The following is a 23,199-nucleotide window of genomic DNA, read 5'->3' on the forward strand; positions in this document are numbered from 1 at the left end:
AGTTTACGCCAACCACGGCCCTTTTACAATTCAATTTTTTGTGCTATACAGACTCGCCACCCCTCCAGAAACTGCCTTACAAGGATTACCCATGTCGACTGAATTCCGCAAGAATGTCTTCATTTTTGTCAGTTTCACCATCATCGCTCTGGCAGCCTATGCCAACACCTTTCATGTCCCATTCCAGTTCGACGACGATGCCTATGTAGTCAACAACCCGATAATCAGGGACTTCCGTTCCTTCCTCTCTCCACACCAGATAACGGCTGGGACATCTCTGTCGCCGGAAGGAATTCCTCCAGCCCTGCGTTTCGCCTTCATGACCCGGATGCTTGGCTACCTGTCTCTTGCGGTCAACTACCACCTGCACGGTCTGGAGGTGTTCGGGTATCACGCCGTTAACCTGACGCTACACATACTCAACGCGTTCCTGGTATATCTGGTGCTAAGCCGCGCCTTTGGCGGCCGGAGGGAGCAGGACGCCCCACGCGGCGCGGCATTTTCAAAGGTCGCGCTTTTCGCATCATTAATCTTTCTATGCCATCCGATCCAGACCCACGCGGTCACCTACGTAACCTCCCGCTTTGTCTTGCTGGCTGCCTTCTTCTCTTTGTGCTCACTGTACAGCTATACGACCTCGCGCCACGCTGTAACGGGGAAAAAGTCGACCGTACTGCTCGTGGTGTCGGTCGTCTCCGCAGCCCTCGCCATGCTTTGCAAGGAATTCACCTTCACGCTGCCCTTTCTGATTCTGCTCTTTGAATACACCTTTTACCCCGGCTCGATCTCGACGCATATAAAAAAAGCAGCCCCATTGGCCCTTACCCTACCGATCATCCCGGCGCTCGTTTTCCTGCAACGGGGCCAACTGGGGGCCGTTGACAGCACGATGCGCACTATCACGGCGGCTGACTCATCGGGCATATCACGCATGGACTACCTGCTGACACAGTCCCGGGTCATCGTCCGCTATCTCGAGCTGCTCCTCTTTCCAGTCGGGCAAAACGTCGACCACGATTTCGCTATCCAGCACTCGATCAGTTCCCCTGCCGTCGCGGTTTCGCTGCTGCTGATCGCCGCGTTGCTCGCATTGGCCGCAACGGGGCCGCTCAGGCGCAAAGCTGCCCCCCCCGTCATCGCCTTTGGCCTTGCCTGGTTCTTTATCGGTCTCTCCATCGAGTCGAGCATCATCCCTCTTGGAGAAATCTCAGCCGAATACCGGGTATACCTCCCCAGCATGGGAATCATACTCATCTTCGCCCATGGCGCCAAGACCATAGCGGAAAGACTCTCCCTTGGCAAGGTCAGCAGCGGGCTCCTCGCCGCAGCGATTATCCTTGGGTTGGCGGTCGCGACCGGCGCGCGCAATACGGTATGGCAAAGCGAAATAAGTCTTTGGAGCGATGCCGCCAAGAAGAGCCCGGGCAAGGTGAGACCCCACCAGAATCTCGCATTGTATTACGCTAGAGCAGGTAACCTTGAGGGAGCCCGGCAGGAGTTGCAAAAGGCGATCAGCATAAACCCGAATGACTTCGAGTTGCATAACAACCTTGGGGTGATCTTGAAGCAGCAGGGAAAGAATGACGAGGCAATACGCGAATACCAAACCGTGCTCGCACTTCAGCCGGGGGACGTCATGGCGCGGTTCAACCTCGGAAACGTCTACCTCGTGCAGAAGCGGTACGACAAGGCCCTGGAGCTTTACCGGAGCTGCCTCCAGTCGATCCCGGAGTACGACGAACTCCACAACAACCTCGGCATAGTCTATGGGAAACTCGGACAGCGGGAACAGTCGATAAAAGCGTTCGAAGAGGCTCTTCGACTAAACCCCTCTAACATTAATGCCAAGCGCAACCTTGACCTTGCCAGGAAGGTAACGACACCGCCACCGGCCGGTCGGTGAGGATGGCCGGCCGCCCCCAAGGGGCGGCCCGAACCGCTCATTGGCATTAGGGGAAAAGAGGCGACTTTAAAAGCCCAAGCTTCTGGAGCCTGAATTGTAAAGAGGTTTTCAGTACGCCAAGGCCGTAGATGACGCTACGCTTGAAGTTGATGGAGGAGGCATCCTCGAAGTACTTGGTTGGGCAGGTTACTTCGCCGATCCGATACCCGCTCCAGATAATCTGCGCCAGCATCTGGTTGTCGAAAACGAAGTCGTCGGAGTTGGCGCCAAGCGGCAGTTTTTCAAGGATGTCGCGCGAGAAGGCGCGGTACCCAGTATGATACTCCGAGAGCTTGTGCCCGAGCATGAGGTTCTCGAACAGGGTGAGGAAACGGTTGGCCACGTATTTATAGAATGGCATGCCGCCTTCCAGGGCCCCGGTCCCGAGGATGCGAGACGCCAGAACTGCATCGAACTCGTCATAGGCAATCATGGATGCCATGGCGGGAATGAGCTTGGGTGTGTACTGGTAATCCGGATGCACCATGATGACAATATCTGCCCCCAGTTCCAGCGCCGCCTTGTAGCAACTCTTCTGATTCCCCCCGTATCCTTTATTGGTGGCGTGAACGATGGTGTGCAGGCCGATCAGCCTTGCGATCTCGGACGTGCGATCGCGGCTGGCATCATCGACGAGAACGACCTCATCAACGATTTCCTGGGGTATCTCGCGGTAGGTCATTTCAAGGGTTTTCTCTGCGTTATAAGCGGGCATAACCACCACAATTTTCTTACCATTCAACATATCAAATCCCCTTCTGTATCACGCGGTCTGACTGCTGCGGGCCATAATAGCAGGCGGATAAAGGCCTGCCTAGCGAAAATTGCTCACCGTTACGGGGAGCCGAATTAGATTGAACCGGTGCGGCAATTTAGTTATAGTATCGACCAAAACACGAATAGGGGCCCAAGGGGGTGACCATGCGGACCACAGCTTTCCATACCTTGATTTTGCTGGCGATATTTTTTGCTGTGCCTGCAGTCGGCCTGTGCGAACCTCCAAAAGACCGTATCGCCATAATCGAACAACTGCAATCGGGGAAAGCGAAGGTTTCATTCGACAAGAAATCAATCGTTGATGAAAGCGGGGAAGCCCTGGCAAAGGAAACCACAAACGCGGTTCAGAAACCGCTCCCCCTGCCGGAACCCGTACTTCCCGACCTAGCTGCGACAGGGACATCGTCAGAGACCCCTGCGCCGAAACCACCAAAAATTGTATTCTGCAACAGGAAGTGCGGCTTCATCGAGAAGCGCTGCTACTTGGACAATGAGGGGAATACCATCTGCATCAATACCTGTGAAAAGGAATCCCTCATCTGCGAATAAAGCACGTGCCGCCTAAGGAGTAATTTTTTGTTTTTGAAGATCGGGGCATCACACCCAGAGGCAGGAGATGCCCGCACCCCACAAAATAAGGAGAGAAAAAAATGAAGGTTTTTACTAAGGCAGTCGCTCTGGGAGTCGTTCTTGCGTTGCCGCTCGCAGTTTATGCCGCAGATACCAAAGCTACCCCCTCCGCGAAGATGTACAAGGTGAGCGAGGTCTTCAAGAACAAAGCGACCCTTAATAAGCAGCAGGTGTCGGTGAAAGGTAAGGTCGTAAAGACCTCCGCAGGTATAATGGGCAAGAACTGGATCCACATCCAGGACGGTTCCGGCAGCGCTGCGGCGAAGGACAACGACCTGACCGTGACCACTAACCAGGACCTCCCTGCCACCGGAACGGTGGTTACCGTAACCGGTACAATGGTCAAAGACAAAGACTTCGGCAGTGGCTACTTTTACCCCGCAATCATCGAGAGCGCAACGTTCAAGTAAGAAAGAGCGGCCAAAGCCCGATATTAAAGTCGGGCTTTGGTCCACCCGCATCCAGCCTAAGCGTGTAAATTACCTCCCATTTCTTTCCCTTTGCTACAATCCAATTCTTGACAAACCAAGTCGCCGTAAGCTATAGATAATTCGCTGATATGCTGTCCGATGACAGAGCGCCCGGGATGATATTCTATGCGATGGATTTTATTTTTTTTCATGGTCTTTACCGCGGTGGTCACCTCCCATGCTTTTGGGTCGGACGTCTTCGATGTGGTGTTCAAGGCAGAGCACGGCGGCGATGTCGTTTTCAGCCATGAAATCCACACCAAAACGGCGTTGGTCAACGACAACTGCAAGGTTTGTCACGAAAAGCTCTACAGGACCAAGAGCACACGCCCGGTAACCATGGCCGAAATGGAGAAGGGTAAATCGTGCGGAGCTTGCCACGGAAAAGTCGCCTTCCCCCTTGCCGCCTGTGGCCGCTGCCATTCGATCCGCCCCATCACCTTCACTGTTCCGGTGGTGGGAGACGTAAACTTCCTGCATGCGCCGCATACCAAAACCCTTTCATGCTATGCATGTCATACCCGCCTCTTTAAAACCGGACGCAACCCGAAGGTAACCATGGCTCAGATGGAGCAAGGCAAATCCTGCGGGGCTTGTCACAGAGGGGGAAAAATCTTTCCCCTTGTCCAATGCTATCGGTGTCACCTTGCCGGGGATCTCCTGATGAAAGTGCAGGGAGCCGGGCCGGTAACGTTCAGCCATGGGTATCACATCAAGACCTACAAATGCACTGACTGCCATCAAAAAATCTTCCCGCTCAACTACGTTACGCCGCGCGTCTCCATGTACGAGATGAACGCCGGCAAATCCTGTGGTGCCTGCCACAATGACTACACCGCCTTTACCACCGAAGAAAACTGCGTTCGCTGCCATGATATGTAACTCACTTTTCCGTGCCCGATCAATGGGCAAAGGTGCAACTATTTTGAAAGCCACAATAGTACTGTCATTAATAGTGGTGACTTCAGTCTTTTTTGCACCTGGAGCAAGAGCCGACGCAGAAAATTCCTGCCAGCCGGTTAACGACTCAGTTCAACTTCAATTTCGCAAAACAATAATTCCCTCTTCACACAACGACCAGGCCGCAGACGGTACCCAGCAAGGGGCATACTACTCCGAGCTTTCTGAAGCAGGCGATGCCGCGGTTGCGAACAACCTGGGAGTCGACCGGATGAAGGGGCAGCACATCACCCTCAATTTCACCGAAGGTTTCAACAATTTCTGCATTGCGGCGCGGCAGTCCAATATGGAGGCACAATATAACCTCGGGGTAGCGTACCTGACAGGAAAAGGGGTCCGAAAAGACATGGTGAATGCCGCCCTTTGGTTTCAAAAGGCCGCATTACAGGGGGACACGGAGGCGCAATACATAGCCGGGATCATGTACGAGTACGGGTGCGGCTTCAAGCAGAACTATGCCGAAGCAACCAAATGGTACAGGAAAGCCTCTGAAAAATGGCATATCCAGGCACAGGAATGCCTGACCAGGCTGTACCTGGCCGGAAAGGCTTTGCCAGTCGATTCTAGGGTTGCAAACCGGTGGCAGGCACTGGCTCGTTCTAAAGGCTCCGCAGCTGCTGCCTTCGAGACGGCCACGGAAATTTCAGGTAAAGCTAACGACTGCAATAAGTCTGAGATTGCTGTGTTGTTACGGGCAGCCGCCGAACTAGGTCATGTGCAAGCTGCATATTTGCTTGGAAGCCTTTTTGACAAGCATCACAATGGCCATGACAACACCCAGGAGGCGCTTAAGTGGTACCAAATCGGGGCCAGACAAGGACACGTCCAATCTCAGTACGACCTGGGGCTGCTTTACAGCCATGCAGACAGCGGAGCTTTGGACCTGGTCAAGGCATATGTATGGCTGGACTTCGCGGCATTGAACGGAATGGCTGATGCGGCCGCGAAACGAGACTCCATCACCAAGACAATGAGCCGGACAGAGTTCTATGCAGCACAACGTCTTAAACGCGAAATGATCCAGTTCAGGGAACTCCAGCCCAAGCGGGAAACCAGACAAGTCCCTCTGCAGTAAAACCTATTCTTTGTAGTCAAGACGGCGGCTTTTACGTCATTAAAACTAGTCTTAACAATCTCTTCATCACTGCCGCAACCAGTAGAATCGAGACTTTGTTTTCTGCAGGAACTCCACCGACATCTCTTAGCTCATGGGGTATCCCCGGCCCATCCCGTACGCCACGCCCACACCACTCTAACCTGAGGTACAGATGAAGAACACTCACCAGTCCCCACTGTTCCGGTTAGCACCGATGCTCATTATAGTTTTTGCCACGTTGGCCGTCTATCTACCGATTCTGCACCATAATTTCCAGATCTTCTGGGATGACGCCATGTACGTTACCCAAAATGAAGCTGCCAAAGGCCTTTCGCTGGCGCATGTTCTAACGGCTTTCACCACCAATTACGCGGGCAACTTTGCTCCGGTTCACATCATTTCCTACATGCTTGATTACTCAATATGGGGGAGCAATCCAAAGGGATATTTTCTAAGCAACATCATCATCCACATCATGAACGGAATTTTGCTGTACCGTTTACTTGCCAACATGAACTGGCATAAACCGGCAGCATTGCTTTCAGTTTTTATCTTTCTGCTGCATCCAGTACAAGTTGAATCTGTAGCCTGGATTTCCGAAAGAAAAAATCTGCTTGCGATGTTCTTCTCGCTTCTTTCTTTTACAAGCTACATCGAGGCCAGAAAACATGAGAAGGTTTACGTAAGCAAAGCCTACTGGATCAGTCTCGCCTGTTTCATCCTGGCTCTTCTTTCCAAGTCGGTGGCAGTGATCATGCCTTGCATCTTCATGCTTTATGACATTTGCACCATACAGCAATCATCATGGCGCAAAACCTTACAGGATAAGGCGCCTTTTCTTGTTGCTGCCACGGCAATGGCATGGATCACGATTCAATACCAGGCACATGGGGACATCCCTGGGGTAGGAGGGGGCAGAGTTGGGTACCATGGGGGATCTGCTTTAGTCACCGGCCTCACCATGCTGACAGTGCTCCCGCAATATCTCAAGCTGTTGTTTTGGCCAACCGGATTGAGCGCAGTATACGACCCTGTATTAAGAGTGCACCTGGACTCGGCGGTACTACTCGGGGGAACAATTTGTGCCCTTTTGGCATGTATCGGCATTTTTCTCTTTTTGCGTTCTCGAGATCTCTTTTTCTGGTACGCAGTTTTTTTCATCGGGCTCCTGCCTGTCTCACAGATCATTCCACTTACAACCCTGATGAACGACAGGTATCTGTACTTCCCAATGCTGGGTGCAGCCCCGCTGCTAGGCAGACTGATCATCAGTAGCAAGTTGCCTCGCCAGGCTGCTATTCCGATGGCGGCGACCATCACCGCGATTCTGGTCCTCCTGACATCTGCAAGAATTAAAGTGTGGCAGAATGATCTGACCCTATGGACAGATACTGCCGACAAAGCTCCAAAACACCCTGTGGCCCTGTATGGAAAGGCTCAAGCGCTGCAAAACGCTGGTAACCTGGATGCAGCTCTGCCCCTGTACCTGGACGTGCTAAAAGTTGCCCCCCGGCATGCGGACACCCTACTGCACCTGGCTGCGCTGTACAAGGCAAAGAACTTGCCACTTCAAAGCCGGCAGTACCTTCTCAAGTTAGCCAGTTACTATCCCAACTTTGCGCAGGCTTTTTTAGATTTAGGTATGAATTACTATGAAACAGGAGAACTCGAGGAATCAAAGAGGAACCTGGAGAGAGCACTTGTGTTGCAGCCAAATTCGATACAAGCCCTGAAATATCTCGGAATTATTTGTTTGAGAACGAGGCAATTTCATGACGCAGAGAGGCATCTTTCACTTGCATTGTCACAAAACCCGGCCGATGCGGTGACAGCCTATAACCTTGCCTGCGTTAAGGCGCAACAAGGAAAACCTGAAGAAGCCATCCTATACCTTAGCAAGGCAGTCAATCACGGCTTTTCGAGTCCGGACGCTATAGAGACTGACCAGGACCTTGACCCCATACGCTCATCTCCGGGTTTCCAAGAGCTGTTGCATTCATTAAGAAAATGATACGTCGTCAATCGGCTTCTCGACATCCGTGATTGGGACGGGCAGCGTCCTGAGATCAACTGGTAGTTCTGGAGAACCCTGGTGAGCAGAGTGATGCGGAATGACCCCCCTGACAACCCGCCTACAGGCTTAGTTTAGACGCAGAGAAGGGCAGCCGGGGAAAAGGCTGCCCTTCTTTTTTTCAGCTGGGGACGGCAGTGTTACTAGTGGCAACCAAAGCACCACGATTTGAAGGTCGCCTGGACCTGCACCACCCCGTCGGCATGGAGGCTCGGATTGGTGATGGTATCGCCGATGCCGTTGCCTGGGCTCGAGGCATCCGGATGGCAGAACTGGCACTGGTTGGCCTCCCCTGTGGGGCCCTGATTGGCATGCTTGCCACTGTGCCAGGCGTTGCTCCCGTTGGAACCGTTTCGCGGCGGATCGTCGTGACAGGCTGAGCAACCGGCGGGACCCGTCGAGTACCAGGAGGGGCTGGCATGTGGGACTCCGCCGCCGTAGGTGAGGGTCGTGAGTACATAGGCGTCGGCCCCCCAATCATATGTATAGTAGCTAAAGGTGCCAGACACGTTGTGACATGCCACGTTGAGACAGGTCTTGGCGCTCGCGTCGTAGCTGGGCGCAGGTTTGCCCGCCGCATAGGCCGGGCCGCTCTTGTCGAAAACCAGTCGGCCACCCACCTTGTGACACACCGAGCAGGCGAACGTGTAATGACCGGCTACCGCCAGTCCCGGCGCGCCATGGGCACCGGTCGGAGTGCATGAAGGATCTCCATCCACGCAGACCTCTTCCTGGACCATCAGGGCAGCCGTTTTGGGAACCGCGTTGGCTTTCTTTTCGTAATAGCTGTCCACGGTGCTGTCATGTGGTACCCACATCTTGCCATCGTATATGAACTCTTTTCCGATCGTGGTATCGAAATAGATCATACCGAACACGGCCTGAGGAGGAGGGGCGGGTAGCCTCTGCTGCGCCCTCACGGGGAGCTTGCTGACGTCCACGACGGTGGTAGCCGGTATCGCCTTTTCGGTAGAGGCCGTATCGGTAGTCACCTGAGTGACGTTGGATACATCGCCACAGCCGGAGACCAGCAACAGGGCCAACGCGAAAACGTAACGAGTGCGCTTAAGGCTAGTCGGATTCACACATTTGCTGGACATGAGTCCTCCTTTTTGCAGCGTGTTCCGCAGAGGTGCGGTTGCCGCCGTTGAGGGTTTGCCCCCTCTAACGACACTCCGATGCAAGTTCTCCTAAAAATCCATACGGCGATGCTTCGCCCATTGAAAAAAGATCCACGGAAAACCGGTTTAAAAAATCGGGCCACGCTGCTTCAATGGCAGTCGAAACAGGCGGAGGTGAACGTTGCCGAAACGTCAGCGACGCCGTTTGCGTGCAAGGACTTGTTGGTTATCGTGTCGCCGATACCGTTACCCGGACTGGAGGCGTCAGGGTGGCAGAACTGGCACTGGTTGCGTTCCCCAGTCGGACCTTGGTTACCATGGTAACCGCTGTGCCAGGTGTTGCTGCCAGTGGAACCGCTGCGGGGCGGATCATCATGGCAGGCGGTGCACCCGGCAGCTCCGGTGGAGAACCACGATGACGTCGGACGGGGGGTCAAACCGCCGTAGGTAACTGTTACCAGATCATACTGATCACTCCCCCAATTGTAGCTATAGTAGCTGAACGAACCGCTCACGACGTGACACGCCACGTTGGAGCAGGTCCTGGTCGAGGTGTTGTAGGTAGGAGCGGGAAGCCCGGACGCGAAGGCCGGGCCGTTCTTTGCAAACGAGACAACCCCGCCAACCTTGTGGCAGACCGCGCACCCGTAGGCGTAATGCCCGGCAGGGGTTGTGCCGGGGCCACCGTGGGCGCCGGAAGGGGTGCACGCGGGGTCGCCGTCGGTGCAAACGTCTTCCTGGACCATGGACGCCGCAGTTTTCGCGGTCGTTTTGGTGTCGCTGGCCGCAGCGTTTTGTGCGGCGTAGAAGCTGTCCACGGTTTTGTCGTGCGGGACCCAGAGTTTCCCGTCGAAGATGCGTTCTTTCCCGGTGCTCGCATCGATATAGATCATCCCGAAAACGGCTACCGCGGGCGGGGCCGAAAGCCGTTGTTTTGCGTGGGAGGGCAGGGTTCCAACTTCGTCCTTGGTGGCCACCCTGGTGGTCACCTTGCTTACCGTGACGGATTGACCGTCAGTCGATCCGGTAAGGGAGGCAGTCCCCTGATCGCAACCGGCGACCATAAGAACAGTCAAAGCTAAAGCTCCAAGAACAAGCTCCATGGGGAGACGCCTGACGGACATGATGCCCCTCCTTTGCATAAAATTATATTTGGTCAGTTCAGCAGGTTGTAGGGAAGGTGAGCGTTATTCCCTGTGGATAAAACTTTGGCGCTCAGGCTTCACAACATCTTTTTAACTAAAAAATCTAATGGCCTCATATATCACAACAGCCGTAAACTGTCAAAAAACATTTATAATTTCATAAATTATTTTTCTGACATTAGTGAGAGGGGACTGTCGTGATACAGCCATTGACGAGAGTGGCGAGAGAACTATGGGCACGGTCGTTACAACTTTGTTTGTGCTGGGGCGGGGTTCGAATTTTTATATATGGCCAATTACTGGAAGGGTTAGGTGGGGCTGCCGCCCCACCCGAAACTGGAGGAGAGATTGTACCTTAGGTAGATCCCATACATTTATCGCGGGAGCGATGCTATCTGATTGGTCTCCATCAGTTCCAGCTTTTTTGCACGGTGCAGGAAAGCTGCCGACTCCTCTCTACTTTGCGTAACCCCCCACCCCATCCCATACATGAGACTTAAGTAAAAGTTCGCCTTGGCGGAATCGCACTTTTTGAATTCTACGACAGCTTCAGCATACCGTTGCTGACGAAAAGCGCTCAAAGCAGAGTCGAAATCTGCTAAGGCTGGTTGAACTGTAACCAGAAAAAAAAACACCAACAAAAAGAGTCTGTTCCGAATTTTCATGGTCGACCTCCAACGTGAATTTCGTCAGTCCGGCGTTGCAATGACATGAGCAATGGATGTGCCAAGCAGCAACCGGGCGTAAGACCCCGATTTATAGTTCTTTTCCCTGTCGTATTTCCCGTGGTGACCCATCAGCAATTGAACACCTACTGACCAGTCAGAAGGTAACCCGCTACTTTAACTGAGAAAAAATCCGAACAGGGGGATGCGCAGAGTTAGAACAGCATAGGGCACACCGTTGGCGAGGTGACAGGCAAAACCTTTCGGTGCAGTGGGAGAGGGCGAGCAAAGTCCCCTTAACTTACGTGGAGAAAAACGGAGAATGCCCTTTCTGCCAAACAGGGCTGCGGGGAGAAGACGAAGCTGTCCTCTGTGGGCCGGTGAGGATCATCTATTAAGCAAGAAACAACGCCTGGAGTCACAGACTTCCTCAAGAGTACTAATGATCACTCGTCCCTGGGAAAGCCGAACTCTGCGATTCGGTAAGACTAGCGCAGGACACCGTGGCACGAACTCTTCATTGACAGCCCCGACCGGACCTGAAAGCGGTTTAGGGGCAAAGACATAGGGGTACGAAAAGGAAACGCGTCTTCTGTGGGGACGCGCTTACCTGAGGAAATATTTCACATCCCCGTCGTGGGGATCGTGGCAATCGGTGCAGGCCATTCCGTTGTCGACCACCTTCTGGTGCATGGCTTCGGCTATCCGCTTCTCCTTGTGGCAGACGAAACAGAGCTTCTTCTTCTCCACCTTGAGCAGCGCCTGCTCGCGCGAGGAGTGCGGGTCGTGACACTGTAGGCACGCGCCGGTAGCGACCGGGCCGTGCACGAAGTACTTTTTCTTGATGTCTGGGTGGCAGACGAAACAGAGCCGGTCCGGTGGCTCTATCAGCCCCTTGTCCGTGCTCCCGTCGTGACAGTCGTAACAGCGCGCCTCCTTATAAGGAGGGTGACTGCTGACCATATCCTTCTTGATCCCGCCTGCTGTGCTCTGCACGGCAGAGTGTTCCCCAGGCGCATCCTTCTTGGTGAGTTCCTGACAGTACTGGTCCGCCGGCGGCATACTGGGGGCGCCATCCAGAATCGTGGTGCTGATCTTGTGCACCGTGATGGGATCGCACCCGTGCAACACCCCGATGACGCAGGTGATCATTACGAATTTGGTACCTAGAGCCCTTGCCATTGACACTCCGATTTTCAACCTGCGATAACGACGCCTGCAACTTCCCAGTGCCATCTTGGCCTCTAAAGGGATTCGATGTCCCGTTTGAGACAGGCTGTGCCCGGCGCCCCTTGGGAAACGGCGCAGCCTGCCGCTGCCCCGGCCGGGCCGGGAGGCTATGGCTACCTGTAGACTTCAGCCTTGACCCTGTCGTACTTGAATTCCCTGTGGCAGCCGGGAGCGCAGCTCCCGCCCGTTGGGGTGATCGCGAAATGCAGGGGGATTTTCCACCCCCCGAACTGCGCCCCTTCCTTGTTGATCAGTTTCACCCCGTCGCTTGCGTGCGGCTCGTGGCAGATGCGGCAGGTGCGCCCCTTGCGCGCCACCACGTGGAGATAGTGCAGGTTGCGGTTGCCATTTCTGAACTTGGTGTAGATGGTGGTCTCCGGGAACCTGAGCAGGTTCCTTTCGTGGCACCTCAGGCAGGCGTCGTAGGCCCCGTCTTTATAGGAGAAGTAAAGGTCTTCCGGATAGTTCCCCTTGAGAAGTCGGAAATAGTTGGACCCGTGCGGGTCGTGACAAGCCCTGCAGTCTCCCTTTTGCAACGGGCCGTGCAGAAAGGGCTTACCCTCGATCTGCCGGCTGATGTTCTTGAGTGGGGGCGTCCCCAGCGTATCGGTACCGTGGCAGCCAAGGCAAAGCGCCTTCTGGTCCGCCAGGAGCATCCCTTTTGCCTTGCCGTAGTGCGAGGAGTGGCAATTGGGGCACCCCCCCTCCTGGAGCATCGGCTTGTGCGGCACCTTGGCCAAGGCGACGACCTTGCCGACGTTCTTGTGGCACCCGGTGCAGAGATCGGGAAGCTTGTTCTTGACGAACATCTGGTAGGGCGACCCGTGCGGATCGTGGCAGGCAGTACAGGTATCCTTGGCCACCGGCGGATGCACCACCGTGGCCTGCCGCATCCGCGTGCCGAAGTCGGCATGGCAGTTGAGGCAAACGTCACGCACCTTCCCCTTCAGGAGGGCCTTCTCCCCGGAGTCGTGAGGATCATGACAGGTGTTGCAGAAACCGAGCGCCACCGGCCCGTGCAGGTACTTCTCTTTGAAGGGCTTTGCGTCGTGGCAGTTTAGGCAAAGCGCCGTGCGGTCCTCCCCCACCTCGAGCAGAAAGCGCTGCGCCGCGCCGTGTGGCTCGTGGCAACCGAGGCACTCCCCCTCCTTGACCGGGGCGTGGACCATCGCCTTCTTACCAATGCCGTCATGGCAATCCCGGCACAGCCCTTCACTTTTGGCAGCCAGTTCGAAGCTCTTCCCCCCCTTCACGGGATGCTCATTCCCCTTCGACGTGTGACAGGCGGAACAGTCTCCATCCCTGACGGGGACGTGGGCATATTGGAGCGCGGCAAGGGAAGCATGACATTGGGTCGCCGTACAGGTTGCGCCAAGAGCCGGGCTGCAGCAGAAAAGGGCGAGGGCAGCTAACGCCGTTGAGGCAAAAGACAACATCGTCATTTTGAAAGCATCCTGATCCTGATCGTAGTTGGGGATAAAGAGGCACTTTAACGGCGCCTGTGCCTACGGAAAGCCTACGCGCTTCCATGCGGTTACCCTCAATTTCCGCACAGACTGCCAGCGTACACATATCAGGAAATACAAATATCAGGATCTGCAAAAGTTTTCAACAGTTAAAGACCTCCCCGCCTCGCCCCGGGGGCGTCACCGTGACGTAGCGGGCAGGAGTTTGACGGGAAGAGCGGGGAAATGGAGGCGAGGTTACCCCTCTGGGTAGTCGGAGAGGGCGAGGAAGGTTTCCTTGAGCTCGAAAGAGAAGATGGAGAACATCCTCTCGGCGAGGCGGGTGGTGAGCACCGGCGGGAACAGCGGCACGGCCAGGCGGTAGATCAGGTCCAGCATCCCGTCGTGGGGGTTCTCCTCCAGGAACAGGGCGCCGTACTGCAGGACGGGCGCAAAGAGGAGCGCTTCCTCCATGACCGCGTCGTCCTCGCTGAAATACGGGAGGATCATCTCCAGCGAGAAGCAAAGCCCGGAACCGCCGGCGTCTTCGGTGATGCTCAGCAACAGTTCGTCCTGCGGCGAGCCGTACTCCAGCGCCTCGGGGGAGACGTCCCCCGCGGGGAGCACCATCACCTTGCCGTGCACCGGATCGATCCCGTAGGGAGCGCCGCGGTTGGCAAGGAAGCGTTCCAACTGCTGGTACCCCTTGGTCTGCAGCCTACCCATGCCGCGGTAGAAGGCGGAACGGAACAGGTCCCGGTTCGCGATCAACTCCTCGAGCGGAACGAACTCCTGCTCGGCAGCCGAAGGCCTGGAACTCCTGTTTTCCGCGTTATTCACCACGAGCCTGAGGTGCGACCTCTTGCGCTCGTCCTTGTCCTTGCTCACGTGATACCCCCTGATGCTGCCTGCTCTTCTGTAATACACCGCCGGGAAGACGGGTGTCAACCAGCAAAACCGGCGCGGGTCGACGGCTTGGCCGCGCCACAACGGAAAGAACCGCCGCCGGCCGCTCGGCGCGCCCCCAAGAGCGCTCGCGGCGGCCTCTCCCTTCCCTTGACGTGGAGGGGGGCTCCGCCGGGGGCGCGGCGCCCGCGGAGCGGGCACAAGAAAACGCCGGGGCGCGGCCATGCGCGTTCCCGGCGTTTCACGTACCTGGGTTCTATCCGCCCGCGCCGCCTAGAAGAAGCGGGCACCCGCCTTGAGATCGTTGACGGAGATGGTCACCTTGCCTCCGTCGACCTTGGCGGCAAGGTAGGAGGGATTGCAGCCGCCGCCCGAAGCCGCGCCGATGCGGTTGATGGCGAACTTCTGGTTGCAGTTGAGGCAGTTCATCTTGTCGCCCTGCTGCTCGTACCCCTTCTTCTCGCGGTAGCAGACGTCGCAGGCGTCGAAGGCGACGTGAAGCTGGCCGTCGCTTCCCTTGACGATGAAGAAGTTGATCTCTTTCCCGGCATCGGCGAACTTGTAGAAATGCGCCTTGCCGTCGCTCACCTTGGCGACGGGAATGGTGACGCTGCCGGCCGCCGGCTTCACCTTCTCGTATTTCCCCATCCCGGGAAGGTTGAAAGCGAAGGCAACGCTCGCCATGGCCACGAGGGCGATGGCGACCAGAAGGAGGGCCTTGAATCCTTTTTTGCTCGACTGAACCATGTGTTGCTCCTTTTCGGGCCTGACGGGCAGGCTGTTGCTTAATCGCGCCACGCGGGCGTGGCGAAAACTGTTCATTGGGCGGCGCCACAGCCGCGCGAGCCGCAGCACCCTCCGACGGGCGCCTTGCCGCCGATGTCCCGACCGACCGCGCTGCGAAACTGCTGCGGCGTGACGACCTGGGCCACCTGGGAAGGGAAACCGCTCTTCTGCACGGCCTGGGCGAGTTTCTCGGGCGCGGTCTGCTTCGAGTCGTAGCCGGCCACCACCAGACCCGACTCGAAATCCACCTCCGCCGCCGCCACCCCCCTTTGGGACTGCAGGGCCTCGGTGATCTTCTTGACGCAGGCGCCGCAGGTCATCCCCGAGGTACGCAGCACCACCACCTGGTCGGCGGTCGCCCCGACCCGCACGTAAAAGGCGAAAACGGCCAGGACGGTCACCACGGCCAGGACGAGCGCGCTGTTAAGGATCTTGTTTCTCATCACGTTGCCCCCGGTTCGGCGCGGGGCGCAGCGTGCGCCCTCCTGCCCGAACGCACAACGCTATTACAAGGAACGTGCCAGGCAACCGGAGGCGGGGTAACTACCCGGCATCATTGCACCGGGTTTCCCTCCCGGGGAGCCGGTTCGGGCGGCCCTGTGGAATATCCGGCAGGCGCAGTAGGATTTTCCACAGTGTCAACCGGAGACGGGGAGGCGCACCCTGAAGGTGGCCCCCCTCCCCGGCTCGCTCTCCACCTCGAGGCTCCCGCCGTGCCCCTCGACGATCTTCTTGGTGATCGAGAGTCCCAGGCCGGTGCCGCTCCCCTTGGTGGTGAAGAAGGGCTCGAAGATCTGGGCGATGGCATCGGGTGCGATTCCCGCGCCCTGGTCGGCGATACGTATCTCGATGCTGCCTCCCTTGCGGTCGAAGGAAGTGGAGACCCGCACCGTCCCCCCCTCCGGGGAGGCCTGGATCGCGTTCAACATGATGTTCAGGAAGGCCTGGCGCAGCTTCTCCGGGTCCGCCACCAGCCGCGGCAGGGTTTCGCGGGAGAGGTCGAGACTCACCCCGCAGCCGCGCGCCTGGGCCGACAGCAGGGTCACCATGTTGCCGAGCTCCTCGTTGACGTCGCACTCTCTCTTGTCGGCCGGCTCGGGACGCGCCATGCGCAGGAAATCCTCCACCACCCGGTTCAGCCTGTCCGACTCCTTGACCAGGATCTCCAGGAATTCGCCGCGCCGAGAGGCGGGGGGGGCCTCCTCCATCAGGATCTCCGCCGTGCCACGGATCGAGGCGAGCGGGTTTCTAATCTCGTGGGCCAGTATTGCGGAGAGCTCGCCCAGGGCCGACAGGCGCTCGGCGCGCCGCAGTTGTTCCTCGATCCTGATGATCAGCTCCGACTGGGTCTTGAGCTGCCGGTAGGAATCCTCGAGCCCCTGGGCGGTCCGTTCCAGCTCCTCGCGCCGGCAACGCTCCTGCTGCGAGAGAAAGCCGGTGATCCCCCCTACCACGTTGTAGAGGATTACCTCCAGGTACTTCTCCATCTCCATGGCGATGTGCCCCCCCCACTGGAACAGGATGTGCGGGGCGTAGGCCACAGTCACCAGGATGGCGCAGCCGATGCCCCCGCGGAACCCGAACCAGTAGGCGGCAAGGATTATGGGGATGTAGTACAGGCGCTGGAAGATGTCGTGCAGCATCCCCAACCTGAGCGGTGTCAGGTAGTGCAACAGGCTGATCGCCACCACGCAGGCGAACAGGGCGCCTCCCTTGATCAGGCCGGCAGGCCGGCTGGCCGGTGACACCCTACTCCTCCACCCACCCGATGCACGACACCGGGCAGAGCTCTACGGCCTGCGTCTGGATCACATCCTCCGCGGCGCCGGCAGGGTTGTAACACTCCGACTTGCCGTGCGCATCGAAGCGGAACACCTGCGGACAGTTGGCGATGCAGATGCCGCAGCTGATGCATTGTTCATTGTCCACCCATGGTCTTCTTGCCACCGACTCCCCCTTTTCATCCTCGAGGTTGGCCCGGCGGGATACCGGACCACCGGTCACTATAGCGCAGATGCCGGCCAACTTCCCAACGAAAAATGGCAGATGGGAAACTTGACAATCGCACCGGCCACCGGAGAATCGTTAGATTATTTTAAAAATATGCAAAAGGGGGACGGCATGCGCGCACGGCCAGACATGACCGGCAGGATCTGCCTTGTGACCGGGGCCAGTTCCGGGATCGGGAGAGCCACCGCGCTCGCCCTGGCCCGGGCGGGGGCAACGCTGATCGGGGTGGGACGGGACCGGGTGCGCTGCGAAAAGAGCGCGGAAGCGATCAAGCGGGAAAGCGGCAACTACCAGGTAGAGTTCTGGCAGGCGGACCTTTCCATCCAGGAGGAGGTCCGCGCGGTCGCCCGCCGTTTCCAAGCGGTCTATCCGCGCCTGGACCTCCTGGTAAACAACGCCGGGGGGAGATTCGCCCGGCGTCTCACCACGCCCGAGGGGCTGGAGATGACCTTCGCCCTCAACCACCTGGGGTACTTCCTGTTGACCCTGCTCCTTTTGGAACGGCTGCGCCTGGGGGAGCGGCCCAGGGTGGTCAACGTGGTCTCCGCCGCCCATCGCGGCTGCCCCGGGATCGATTTCGACGACTTGAACCTGGAGCGGGGGTACGACGGCAGGAGGGCCTATGCCCAGTCCAAGCTGGCGAACCTGCTGTTCACCTATGAGCTGGCCCGGCGGCTGGAGGGAAGCGGGATCACGGCCAACGCGGCCGCCCCCGGCAACGTGCTGACCCGCTTCTCGATGAACAACGGCCTGGGGAGCTGGCTCTCCCATGTCGCCGGCTCCTTGAAAAGCGGCGGGCTGGTCGGGCCGCGCCGGGGGGCGCGCACCGTGCTCCACCTCGCCTGCGCCGGCGAGGTGGCAGGCAGAAGCGGCGGCTACTGGGCCGCCGAGAGGGAGGGGTCTTCCTCGCCCGCCTCTTACGACCTGGCCGCGGCGGAGCGCCTTTGGCGGGCGAGCCTGGAGCTCACCGGGCTTGCCGGCCAGGCGCGGGAAGGGAGGCTGCCATGAAAACTCTGCCCACGCTGACCTTGATCCTCGCGCTCCCGGCAATGGCCGCAAGCGCAGACGCCGACGACACCTACTACCCCTACCCGTTCTACGATGAGTACTACCGGCAACTGGAGGAGCAGCCTCCACCGGCTCCCGCGCCGCAGGGGGGAGAGCCGGTCCGTCCGGTGCCGTCGACGGCAAGGCGCCCTCCCCTGTTCCTCTTCCCCGCGGAACTGGGGTTCGGGGCGGCAGTGGGGAGCGCCGGGGACCTCTTTTACCTTGGCGGGTCGTACCTGAAGGCGAGCGACGGGGCCTGGTACCGGTCCGGCTCCTGGCGCGGTCCCTGGAGCCGGGTGCCGCGCGGCAAACTCCCCCCCGAACTCTCCAGGCACACGCTCGCCCAGATGCGCGTGCTGCGCAACCGGGAATTCCGCCGCTTCTGGGAGCAAAAGGGGAGCTACCGCGGGCGGGTGTTCCGCCCCGGCGAGGAGCCGGCAAAGCCGGCGGGTAAGCGGCCTAACTAGGCCACGATGCTGCCGCCTCAGGTGAATCCGGAGCCGACCGTGCAGGCGTAGCAGTGATCGGCGGAGGGAATCGGTGTCCCCGGGGGGGGGAGTTCGGTGAGGGCAGAGATGAGACGTTCCCCGCCGCCGTGGAAGATCCCCTGGGCCAGGTGGAAATCGCAGTCGTAGAGCCGCCCGCACCAGTCCACGGAAAGCTGGCTGCGGCACATGAGCCCGGCCACGGCACAGGGGTTGAAGCCCACGGAGAGCTTCTCCAGGTAACCGTCCAGGTTCCCCGAGCGCTCCAGGAAGCGGCGGAACCGCCCCAGCGGGACATTGGCGAAGGTGTAGAGGTTGTGGAAACTCACGCCATGTTTGCGGGCGAGGTCGCGCCGGAACTTCTCCTGGGCCTGGAGCTGCGGCGGCGGCAGGAAAGCCCCGGAGGGGTTGCTGACCAGGTCGAGCTCCAGGGGGCTTCCCGGCAGGCCGTACCCCAGGGTGTTCAGCCTCTTCAGTGCCCGGATGCTCCTCTCCCACACTCCCGCACCGCGCTGGGCCTCGGTCTGGGCCTGGTTGCCGGCCGGTAGCGACGCAACCAGCACCACCTTCAATTCGCGGTACAGCTGCAAAAGTTCCTCGCCCCGCTCTCCCTCCAGCGACACGAGGTTGCTGCGCAGGATGAGCCTCTGTGTCTCCGGCGCCAACCCCCGCACCAGGTAGGGGAGGTCCCGGACCAATTCCGGCGCGCCCCCGGTCAGGTCTATGCTGTCGAACCTGAAGCGGCGGGCACAGGCGATCACCTCCGCCATGACCGACCGCGGCATCATCTCGCTGCGTGCCGGCCCCGCCTCCAGGTGGCAGTGGCCGCAGGCGAGGTCACAGGCAAGCCCGAGGTTCACCTGCAGCGCCGTGGTCCGCTCACGGGTGAGCGACAGGTCATGGCGCGCCAGACGCTCCCCGAAACTCTCTCCCAGCCTCCCTGTCGCCACGTCCATTCCCGCCTCCTAAAGCGAAAGCTTCTCGGCGATCTTGCGCATCTGCACGCCGTGCACCAGGGAGGCGCCGCCGCGAATCGCGGTCACTACGTGCAACGCCTCGGTCATCTCGCCCAGGTGCGACCCCTTTTCCAGGCAGGCCCTGGTGTAGGCGTCGATGCAGTAGGGGCATTGCACGGTGTGGGCTACGGCAAGTGCGATGAGCGCCTTTTCCCGTTCGGTCAGCTCTCCCTCGGCGAACACCTCGTTGTAATAGTCGAAGAACTTGCCGGCCAGCTCCGGCGCGTCCTTGCCGACCTCGGCAAAGCTCCCCAAGTCCTTGGGATCGTAGTAGGTTTCCATCCGTTCTCCTTTTAGAAGGTGTCACCGGCGACGACGGCATCCGCACTCCCCCCGGCGAGGGCGCCAGCATACCGGAAAGTCCGCCGGGGGTAAAGGGGAAAGCGCCGACGCGCTCATTAGTAAAAGAAGACGCAGGGAAACGGGAACCCGTGCCGCGCCGGCCGCGGCGCCGGCGCTCTCACGGTGAACGGGACCACCACCTCACCTTCATGAAAAAGTCGCTTGAAATGGTGCAAGCTGTCATTATACTTGTGCCGAATCGACAGACATAAGCAGGGAGGAAGCATGGAGAACGAGGGAAGAAGGAAGTTTCTCGGGGTCTGCGTGGCCGGGGCCACGGCCGCCGCCGCGGTTGCCGCGGGATATCCGGTTTTCCGCTACCTGGCGCCCAGGTCGGGCCAGGGGGGGGCTGCCAAGCTGGTGATCCCGGTTGGGGAGCTCAAGGAGGGGGACGCCAAGTTTTTCGAGTTCGCCGGCTCCTCGGCCGTGCTGATCAAGACGAAGAGCGGCGAACTGGTCGCCCTCTCCGCGGTCTGCACCCACTTGGGCTGCATCGTGCAGTGGGTGAAGGAGAAGCAGCAGTTCCTCTGTCCCTGCCACGGCGGCCAGTTCTCCACCGACGGCACGGTGCTGGGAGGCCCCCCGCCGCGCCCGCTCGCCAAGATCCCGCTCACCGTCACCGAAGGCAACATCACCATCGGCTAACCCCCCACGGAGGCAAACGTCCATGCTAAAGAGGCTGTACCGCTGGCTCGACCTGCGCATCGGGGTCGGCGAGATCGTGGAGAAGGAGCTGACCGGCTACCTGCTGCCGCGCAACATCAACGAGTGGTATTCATTGGGAAGCGTGCTACTGGTGATCTTCGCCCTGCAGGTGATCACCGGGATGCTGCTCATGATCTACTACGTCCCCGACGCCGACAAGGCCTTCAAGAGCGTCACCTTCATCATGAACGAGGTCCCCTACGGCTGGCTGATCCGCCTGTGCCACGCGGTGGGTTCCAACATGATGGTGGCGGTGCTGATCCTGCATATGCTCTCCACCCTGCTCATGGGAAGCTACAAGGCGCCGCGCGAGCTGAACTGGGTCACCGGCTTCACCCTGCTCGCCCTGGTGCAGGGGATCTCGCTCACCGGCTACCTGGCCCCCTGGAGCCAGCTCTCCTTCTGGGCCACAACGGTCGCCACCAACAGCGCCAGCGCCATCCCGGTCGTGGGTCCCTACCTGGTGGAATTTCTGCGCGGCGGCAAGCTGGTCGGCCCGCCGACCCTGGGGCGCTTCTTCGCCCTGCACGCCGCCGTCCTTCCCGTGGTGATCGCCGCCGTCATCGGGGCGCACCTGTTCCTTCTGAAGCGTACCGGCGTCTCGGCGCCCCCCTTCGGCAGGGAGGGTACGGCGACCCCCTTCGAGGCGCAACAGTACCACTACCAGGGTCACCCGGGGGGGATCCCCTTCTTCCCCAATTACGCGCTGCAGGACCTGGCCTCGATCTCGATCTACTTCGCCGTCTTTCTTGCGGTGGTCTTCTTCTGGCCCGGCATGCCCTTCACCCCGGACGCCTTCGTGCCGGCCGACCCGTTCAAGACCCCGGCCCACATCAAGCCGGAGTGGTACTTCCTGGCCAACTACCAGACCCTGAAGATCTTCCCGAGCGAGCTTTTGGGGCTCTCGGTGCAGGCGGCGGCGATGACCTTCCTGGCGCTGCTCCCTTTCATCGACCGCTCTCCGGAGCGGCATCCGCTGAAGCGGCCGGTATTCCTGACCCTGGTGATAGCGGGCATCCTGCTCTGGATCGCTCTTAGCGTATGGGGGCACCTGTCATGATTCGCAAAAACACCCTGGCCATCCTGCTCCTCGCCTCGCTCGCCTTCCTGAAGCCGGTCCTGGCCGCGCCGGTGGAGCAACCGGAGACGGTCTGCATCCAGTGTCACGGCACGCTGCCGGACCGACTGGGGGCGCCGGTCAAGCTCTGGCGCAGCAGCATCCACGCCGACAACGGCATCTCCTGCAACGGCTGCCACGGCGGCGACCCCAAGGACGCGGCCAACGCCATGACCCCGCAGCGCGGCTTCCTGGGTGCACCGAAGGAGAAGGATATCCCGGCCTTCTGCGGGCGCTGCCATCCCGGCGTCTACAAGGATTACCTCTCCAGCGCGCACGGCAGGGCCCTCGGCGCCGGCGGCCCCACCTGCGTCACCTGCCACGGCAACCACCAGGTGGTGAAGGCGTCGCTGGCCCTCATCAACGAGAAGAGCTGCACCCGCTGCCACAGCTTCGACAGGGCCAAGGCGATCCGGGACGCCATGCAGCAGACCGAAGGGTACATCGACGACATCTCGCGCAGGATCGCGGATTTCCAGGTAAGCGGCGTGGACACCGAGAAGATGGGCAAGTCGCTGTTCTCGGTCAGAAACCGCTTCCACACGCTTTTTCACGACGTGGACGTGGCCCGGGTGAAGGGGGAGTCTGCCGCCATCAACAAGGAGCTGGGAAAACTGGATGCGGCCTTGAAGGAGATCGAGCAGTCGCATCAGAAAAGGCGGGTGGCGGGAGGGATCGCGGTCGGCTTCATGGTCCTGCTCGCGCTCCTGTTCCACCTGATGAAGAAGAGTTACGACTAGAGCTTTTTGAGGCCGAAGAGGAACTTCTGGTACTGGACCTGGCCGTTTTCGGTGAGCGGCTGGGTGATCCGGGCCAGGGGTTCCGCCGCCGGGGGGCCGTAGAGGACGCCGGGGGGGACGTTCCTGGTGATGACGCTCCCCGCGACCACCACGGCCCCCTCGCCTATGGTGACCCCCTCCAGTATGGTGCAGTTGGGGCCGATGAAGACGTCGTTTCCGATCACCACCCCCGTCCTGGCATCCTCGGGGGAGCGGTCGCCGAGGTAGAAGTGGGCGAAGACGGTGCAGCCCAGGCCGATGGTGACGTTGTCGCCGATCTCGATCTTTTCCGGGTGCTGGTCGTCCAGGTAGACCAGCTGGCTGATCCAGACGTTTTTTCCCATGCGCACGCCGCGCACCTTGTGCAGCCAGGGACGCAGCGAGTACCCCCCCGGGGAAATCATCGCGAGCTTCCCCAGTATCCTCTGCATGATCCTGCCGCTCATCGTCCCTC

General features: G+C 59.2%; 25 protein-coding genes. 11 read left to right on the top strand and 14 right to left on the bottom strand.

Translation table 11 applies throughout. From position 1 onward, the window contains the following. The first annotated feature begins 91 nt into the window (after positions 1–91). Positions 92–1,903 carry a tetratricopeptide repeat protein gene (locus KP003_RS14710; protein WP_217299822.1) on the top strand — a complete coding sequence of 604 codons (1,812 nt, stop codon included), beginning with the start codon at positions 92–94 and terminating at the stop codon, positions 1,901–1,903. Between the two features lie 46 nt (positions 1,904–1,949). Here KP003_RS14710 and KP003_RS14715 read toward each other — a convergent pair whose 3' ends face one another. Further along, positions 1,950–2,687 (bottom strand): glycosyltransferase family 2 protein, encoded by a 738-nt coding sequence (locus KP003_RS14715; RefSeq protein WP_217299823.1) that lies wholly within the window; start codon positions 2,685–2,687, stop codon positions 1,950–1,952. A 176-nt stretch (positions 2,688–2,863) separates the two neighbouring features. Here KP003_RS14715 and KP003_RS14720 point away from each other — a divergent pair, with 176 nt between their 5' ends. The 5 genes from KP003_RS14720 to KP003_RS14740 all read left to right on the top strand — a co-directional run bounded on the left by KP003_RS14720 (position 2,864) and on the right by KP003_RS14740 (position 7,886). Continuing rightward, positions 2,864–3,268 (top strand): hypothetical protein, encoded by a 405-nt coding sequence (locus tag KP003_RS14720; RefSeq protein ID WP_217299824.1) that lies wholly within the window; start codon positions 2,864–2,866, stop codon positions 3,266–3,268. Positions 3,269–3,369: 101 nt separating this feature from the next. After that, positions 3,370–3,759, top strand: a complete 390-nt coding sequence (locus tag KP003_RS14725) for a hypothetical protein (RefSeq protein WP_217299825.1) — start codon at positions 3,370–3,372, stop codon at positions 3,757–3,759. Between the two features lie 186 nt (positions 3,760–3,945). Next, on the top strand, positions 3,946–4,701 hold the full coding sequence (locus KP003_RS14730) for a cytochrome c3 family protein (protein ID WP_217299826.1): 756 nt from the start codon (positions 3,946–3,948) through the stop codon (positions 4,699–4,701). Positions 4,702–4,723: 22 nt separating this feature from the next. After that, positions 4,724–5,854: a tetratricopeptide repeat protein gene (locus tag KP003_RS14735; RefSeq protein WP_216499608.1), complete on the top strand. Its 1,131-nt coding sequence runs from the start codon at positions 4,724–4,726 to the stop codon at positions 5,852–5,854. A 193-nt stretch (positions 5,855–6,047) separates the two neighbouring features. After that, positions 6,048–7,886 (top strand): tetratricopeptide repeat protein, encoded by a 1,839-nt coding sequence (locus tag KP003_RS14740; RefSeq protein WP_216499607.1) that lies wholly within the window; start codon positions 6,048–6,050, stop codon positions 7,884–7,886. 203 nt (positions 7,887–8,089) lie between these two features. Here the strand turns inward: KP003_RS14740 and KP003_RS14745 are convergent, their stop codons facing one another. From KP003_RS14745 to KP003_RS14790, 10 genes are all read right to left on the bottom strand, one after another. Further along, complete coding sequence (locus tag KP003_RS14745; RefSeq protein WP_216789011.1) at positions 8,090–9,046, bottom strand: cytochrome C; 957 nt, start codon at positions 9,044–9,046, stop codon at positions 8,090–8,092. 170 nt (positions 9,047–9,216) lie between these two features. Further along, complete coding sequence (locus KP003_RS14750) at positions 9,217–10,191, bottom strand: cytochrome C (protein ID WP_217299827.1); 975 nt, start codon at positions 10,189–10,191, stop codon at positions 9,217–9,219. 395 nt (positions 10,192–10,586) lie between these two features. Next, positions 10,587–10,877, bottom strand: coding sequence for a hypothetical protein (locus KP003_RS14755; RefSeq protein WP_217299828.1), 291 nt, complete (start codon positions 10,875–10,877; stop codon positions 10,587–10,589). A gap of 606 nt (positions 10,878–11,483) precedes the next feature. Next, the gene (locus KP003_RS14760) at positions 11,484–12,059 is read right to left on the bottom strand and encodes a cytochrome c3 family protein (protein WP_217299829.1); all 576 of its coding nucleotides are present in this window, start codon (positions 12,057–12,059) and stop codon (positions 11,484–11,486) included. Between the two features lie 161 nt (positions 12,060–12,220). After that, positions 12,221–13,549 carry a cytochrome c3 family protein gene (locus tag KP003_RS14765; protein ID WP_217299830.1) on the bottom strand — a complete coding sequence of 443 codons (1,329 nt, stop codon included), beginning with the start codon at positions 13,547–13,549 and terminating at the stop codon, positions 12,221–12,223. A gap of 261 nt (positions 13,550–13,810) precedes the next feature. Then, complete coding sequence (locus KP003_RS14770) at positions 13,811–14,440, bottom strand: hypothetical protein (RefSeq protein WP_216499601.1); 630 nt, start codon at positions 14,438–14,440, stop codon at positions 13,811–13,813. 291 nt (positions 14,441–14,731) lie between these two features. After that, positions 14,732–15,205 (bottom strand): DUF2318 domain-containing protein, encoded by a 474-nt coding sequence (locus KP003_RS14775; protein WP_216499600.1) that lies wholly within the window; start codon positions 15,203–15,205, stop codon positions 14,732–14,734. 71 nt (positions 15,206–15,276) lie between these two features. Next, entirely contained in the window at positions 15,277–15,687 is a 411-nt protein-coding gene (locus KP003_RS14780; RefSeq protein WP_216789018.1) for a heavy-metal-associated domain-containing protein, read from the bottom strand. Positions 15,688–15,882: 195 nt separating this feature from the next. Further along, on the bottom strand, positions 15,883–16,992 hold the full coding sequence (locus tag KP003_RS14785) for a two-component system sensor histidine kinase NtrB (RefSeq protein ID WP_239027548.1): 1,110 nt from the start codon (positions 16,990–16,992) through the stop codon (positions 15,883–15,885). Position 16,993: 1 nt separating this feature from the next. After that, on the bottom strand, positions 16,994–17,191 hold the full coding sequence (locus tag KP003_RS14790) for a ferredoxin (protein WP_217299831.1): 198 nt from the start codon (positions 17,189–17,191) through the stop codon (positions 16,994–16,996). Between the two features lie 174 nt (positions 17,192–17,365). On the opposite strand from KP003_RS14790, the gene KP003_RS14795 reads away from it, so the two are divergent. Together KP003_RS14795 and KP003_RS14800 are read left to right on the top strand one after the other, a co-directional pair. After that, positions 17,366–18,262, top strand: coding sequence for an SDR family NAD(P)-dependent oxidoreductase (locus tag KP003_RS14795; protein WP_216789022.1), 897 nt, complete (start codon positions 17,366–17,368; stop codon positions 18,260–18,262). Continuing rightward, positions 18,259–18,768 (top strand): hypothetical protein, encoded by a 510-nt coding sequence (locus KP003_RS14800; protein ID WP_216789024.1) that lies wholly within the window; start codon positions 18,259–18,261, stop codon positions 18,766–18,768. The genes KP003_RS14795 and KP003_RS14800 overlap by 4 nt, the downstream gene beginning before the upstream one ends. A gap of 17 nt (positions 18,769–18,785) precedes the next feature. On the opposite strand, the gene arsS is transcribed toward KP003_RS14800, so the two are convergent. Together arsS and KP003_RS14810 are read right to left on the bottom strand one after the other, a co-directional pair. Continuing rightward, positions 18,786–19,742, bottom strand: a complete 957-nt coding sequence (gene arsS / locus KP003_RS14805; RefSeq protein WP_217299832.1) for an arsenosugar biosynthesis radical SAM (seleno)protein ArsS — start codon at positions 19,740–19,742, stop codon at positions 18,786–18,788. Positions 19,743–19,751: 9 nt separating this feature from the next. Then, entirely contained in the window at positions 19,752–20,084 is a 333-nt protein-coding gene (locus tag KP003_RS14810; RefSeq protein WP_216789028.1) for an arsenosugar biosynthesis-associated peroxidase-like protein, read from the bottom strand. A 285-nt stretch (positions 20,085–20,369) separates the two neighbouring features. Here KP003_RS14810 and KP003_RS14815 point away from each other — a divergent pair, with 285 nt between their 5' ends. Genes KP003_RS14815 through KP003_RS14825 form a run of 3 tightly spaced genes read left to right on the top strand, consistent with a single transcriptional unit; the run spans position 20,370 to position 22,706 of the window. Next, on the top strand, positions 20,370–20,789 hold the full coding sequence (locus KP003_RS14815) for a QcrA and Rieske domain-containing protein (protein ID WP_216789030.1): 420 nt from the start codon (positions 20,370–20,372) through the stop codon (positions 20,787–20,789). A gap of 22 nt (positions 20,790–20,811) precedes the next feature. Beyond that, positions 20,812–21,909 carry a cytochrome b gene (locus KP003_RS14820; RefSeq protein WP_216499593.1) on the top strand — a complete coding sequence of 366 codons (1,098 nt, stop codon included), beginning with the start codon at positions 20,812–20,814 and terminating at the stop codon, positions 21,907–21,909. Further along, on the top strand, positions 21,906–22,706 hold the full coding sequence (locus KP003_RS14825) for a cytochrome c3 family protein (RefSeq protein WP_216789033.1): 801 nt from the start codon (positions 21,906–21,908) through the stop codon (positions 22,704–22,706). Before KP003_RS14820 ends, KP003_RS14825 begins: the two co-directional genes overlap by 4 nt. On the opposite strand, the gene KP003_RS14830 is transcribed toward KP003_RS14825, so the two are convergent. Further along, complete coding sequence (locus tag KP003_RS14830; protein WP_216789034.1) at positions 22,703–23,191, bottom strand: acyltransferase; 489 nt, start codon at positions 23,189–23,191, stop codon at positions 22,703–22,705. The two genes, KP003_RS14825 and KP003_RS14830, sit on opposite strands and share 4 nt — an antisense overlap. Positions 23,192–23,199: the final 8 nt, after the last annotated feature.

The organism is Geomonas diazotrophica (assembly GCF_019063885.1).
GTDB classification, from domain to species: Bacteria; Desulfobacterota; Desulfuromonadia; order Geobacterales; family Geobacteraceae; genus Geomonas; species Geomonas diazotrophica.

Bases quoted from the DNA above. Each gene is read 5' to 3' on its own strand.
- KP003_RS14710 (WP_217299822.1), top strand. From the start codon at position 92: ATGTCGACTGAATTCCGCAAGAATGTCTTCATTTTTGTCAGTTTCACC.
- KP003_RS14715 (WP_217299823.1), bottom strand. From the start codon at position 2,687: ATGTTGAATGGTAAGAAAATTGTGGTGGTTATGCCCGCTTATAACGCA.
- KP003_RS14720 (WP_217299824.1), top strand. From the start codon at position 2,864: ATGCGGACCACAGCTTTCCATACCTTGATTTTGCTGGCGATATTTTTT.
- KP003_RS14725 (WP_217299825.1), top strand. From the start codon at position 3,370: ATGAAGGTTTTTACTAAGGCAGTCGCTCTGGGAGTCGTTCTTGCGTTG.
- KP003_RS14730 (WP_217299826.1), top strand. From the start codon at position 3,946: ATGCGATGGATTTTATTTTTTTTCATGGTCTTTACCGCGGTGGTCACC.
- KP003_RS14735 (WP_216499608.1), top strand. From the start codon at position 4,724: ATGGGCAAAGGTGCAACTATTTTGAAAGCCACAATAGTACTGTCATTA.
- KP003_RS14740 (WP_216499607.1), top strand. From the start codon at position 6,048: ATGAAGAACACTCACCAGTCCCCACTGTTCCGGTTAGCACCGATGCTC.
- KP003_RS14745 (WP_216789011.1), bottom strand. From the start codon at position 9,046: ATGTCCAGCAAATGTGTGAATCCGACTAGCCTTAAGCGCACTCGTTAC.
- KP003_RS14750 (WP_217299827.1), bottom strand. From the start codon at position 10,191: ATGTCCGTCAGGCGTCTCCCCATGGAGCTTGTTCTTGGAGCTTTAGCT.
- KP003_RS14755 (WP_217299828.1), bottom strand. From the start codon at position 10,877: ATGAAAATTCGGAACAGACTCTTTTTGTTGGTGTTTTTTTTTCTGGTT.
- KP003_RS14760 (WP_217299829.1), bottom strand. From the start codon at position 12,059: ATGGCAAGGGCTCTAGGTACCAAATTCGTAATGATCACCTGCGTCATC.
- KP003_RS14765 (WP_217299830.1), bottom strand. From the start codon at position 13,549: ATGACGATGTTGTCTTTTGCCTCAACGGCGTTAGCTGCCCTCGCCCTT.
- KP003_RS14775 (WP_216499600.1), bottom strand. From the start codon at position 15,205: ATGGTTCAGTCGAGCAAAAAAGGATTCAAGGCCCTCCTTCTGGTCGCC.
- KP003_RS14780 (WP_216789018.1), bottom strand. From the start codon at position 15,687: ATGAGAAACAAGATCCTTAACAGCGCGCTCGTCCTGGCCGTGGTGACC.
- KP003_RS14795 (WP_216789022.1), top strand. From the start codon at position 17,366: ATGCGCGCACGGCCAGACATGACCGGCAGGATCTGCCTTGTGACCGGG.
- KP003_RS14800 (WP_216789024.1), top strand. From the start codon at position 18,259: ATGAAAACTCTGCCCACGCTGACCTTGATCCTCGCGCTCCCGGCAATG.
- arsS (WP_217299832.1), bottom strand. From the start codon at position 19,742: ATGGACGTGGCGACAGGGAGGCTGGGAGAGAGTTTCGGGGAGCGTCTG.
- KP003_RS14810 (WP_216789028.1), bottom strand. From the start codon at position 20,084: ATGGAAACCTACTACGATCCCAAGGACTTGGGGAGCTTTGCCGAGGTC.
- KP003_RS14815 (WP_216789030.1), top strand. From the start codon at position 20,370: ATGGAGAACGAGGGAAGAAGGAAGTTTCTCGGGGTCTGCGTGGCCGGG.
- KP003_RS14820 (WP_216499593.1), top strand. From the start codon at position 20,812: ATGCTAAAGAGGCTGTACCGCTGGCTCGACCTGCGCATCGGGGTCGGC.
- KP003_RS14825 (WP_216789033.1), top strand. From the start codon at position 21,906: ATGATTCGCAAAAACACCCTGGCCATCCTGCTCCTCGCCTCGCTCGCC.
- KP003_RS14830 (WP_216789034.1), bottom strand. From the start codon at position 23,191: ATGAGCGGCAGGATCATGCAGAGGATACTGGGGAAGCTCGCGATGATT.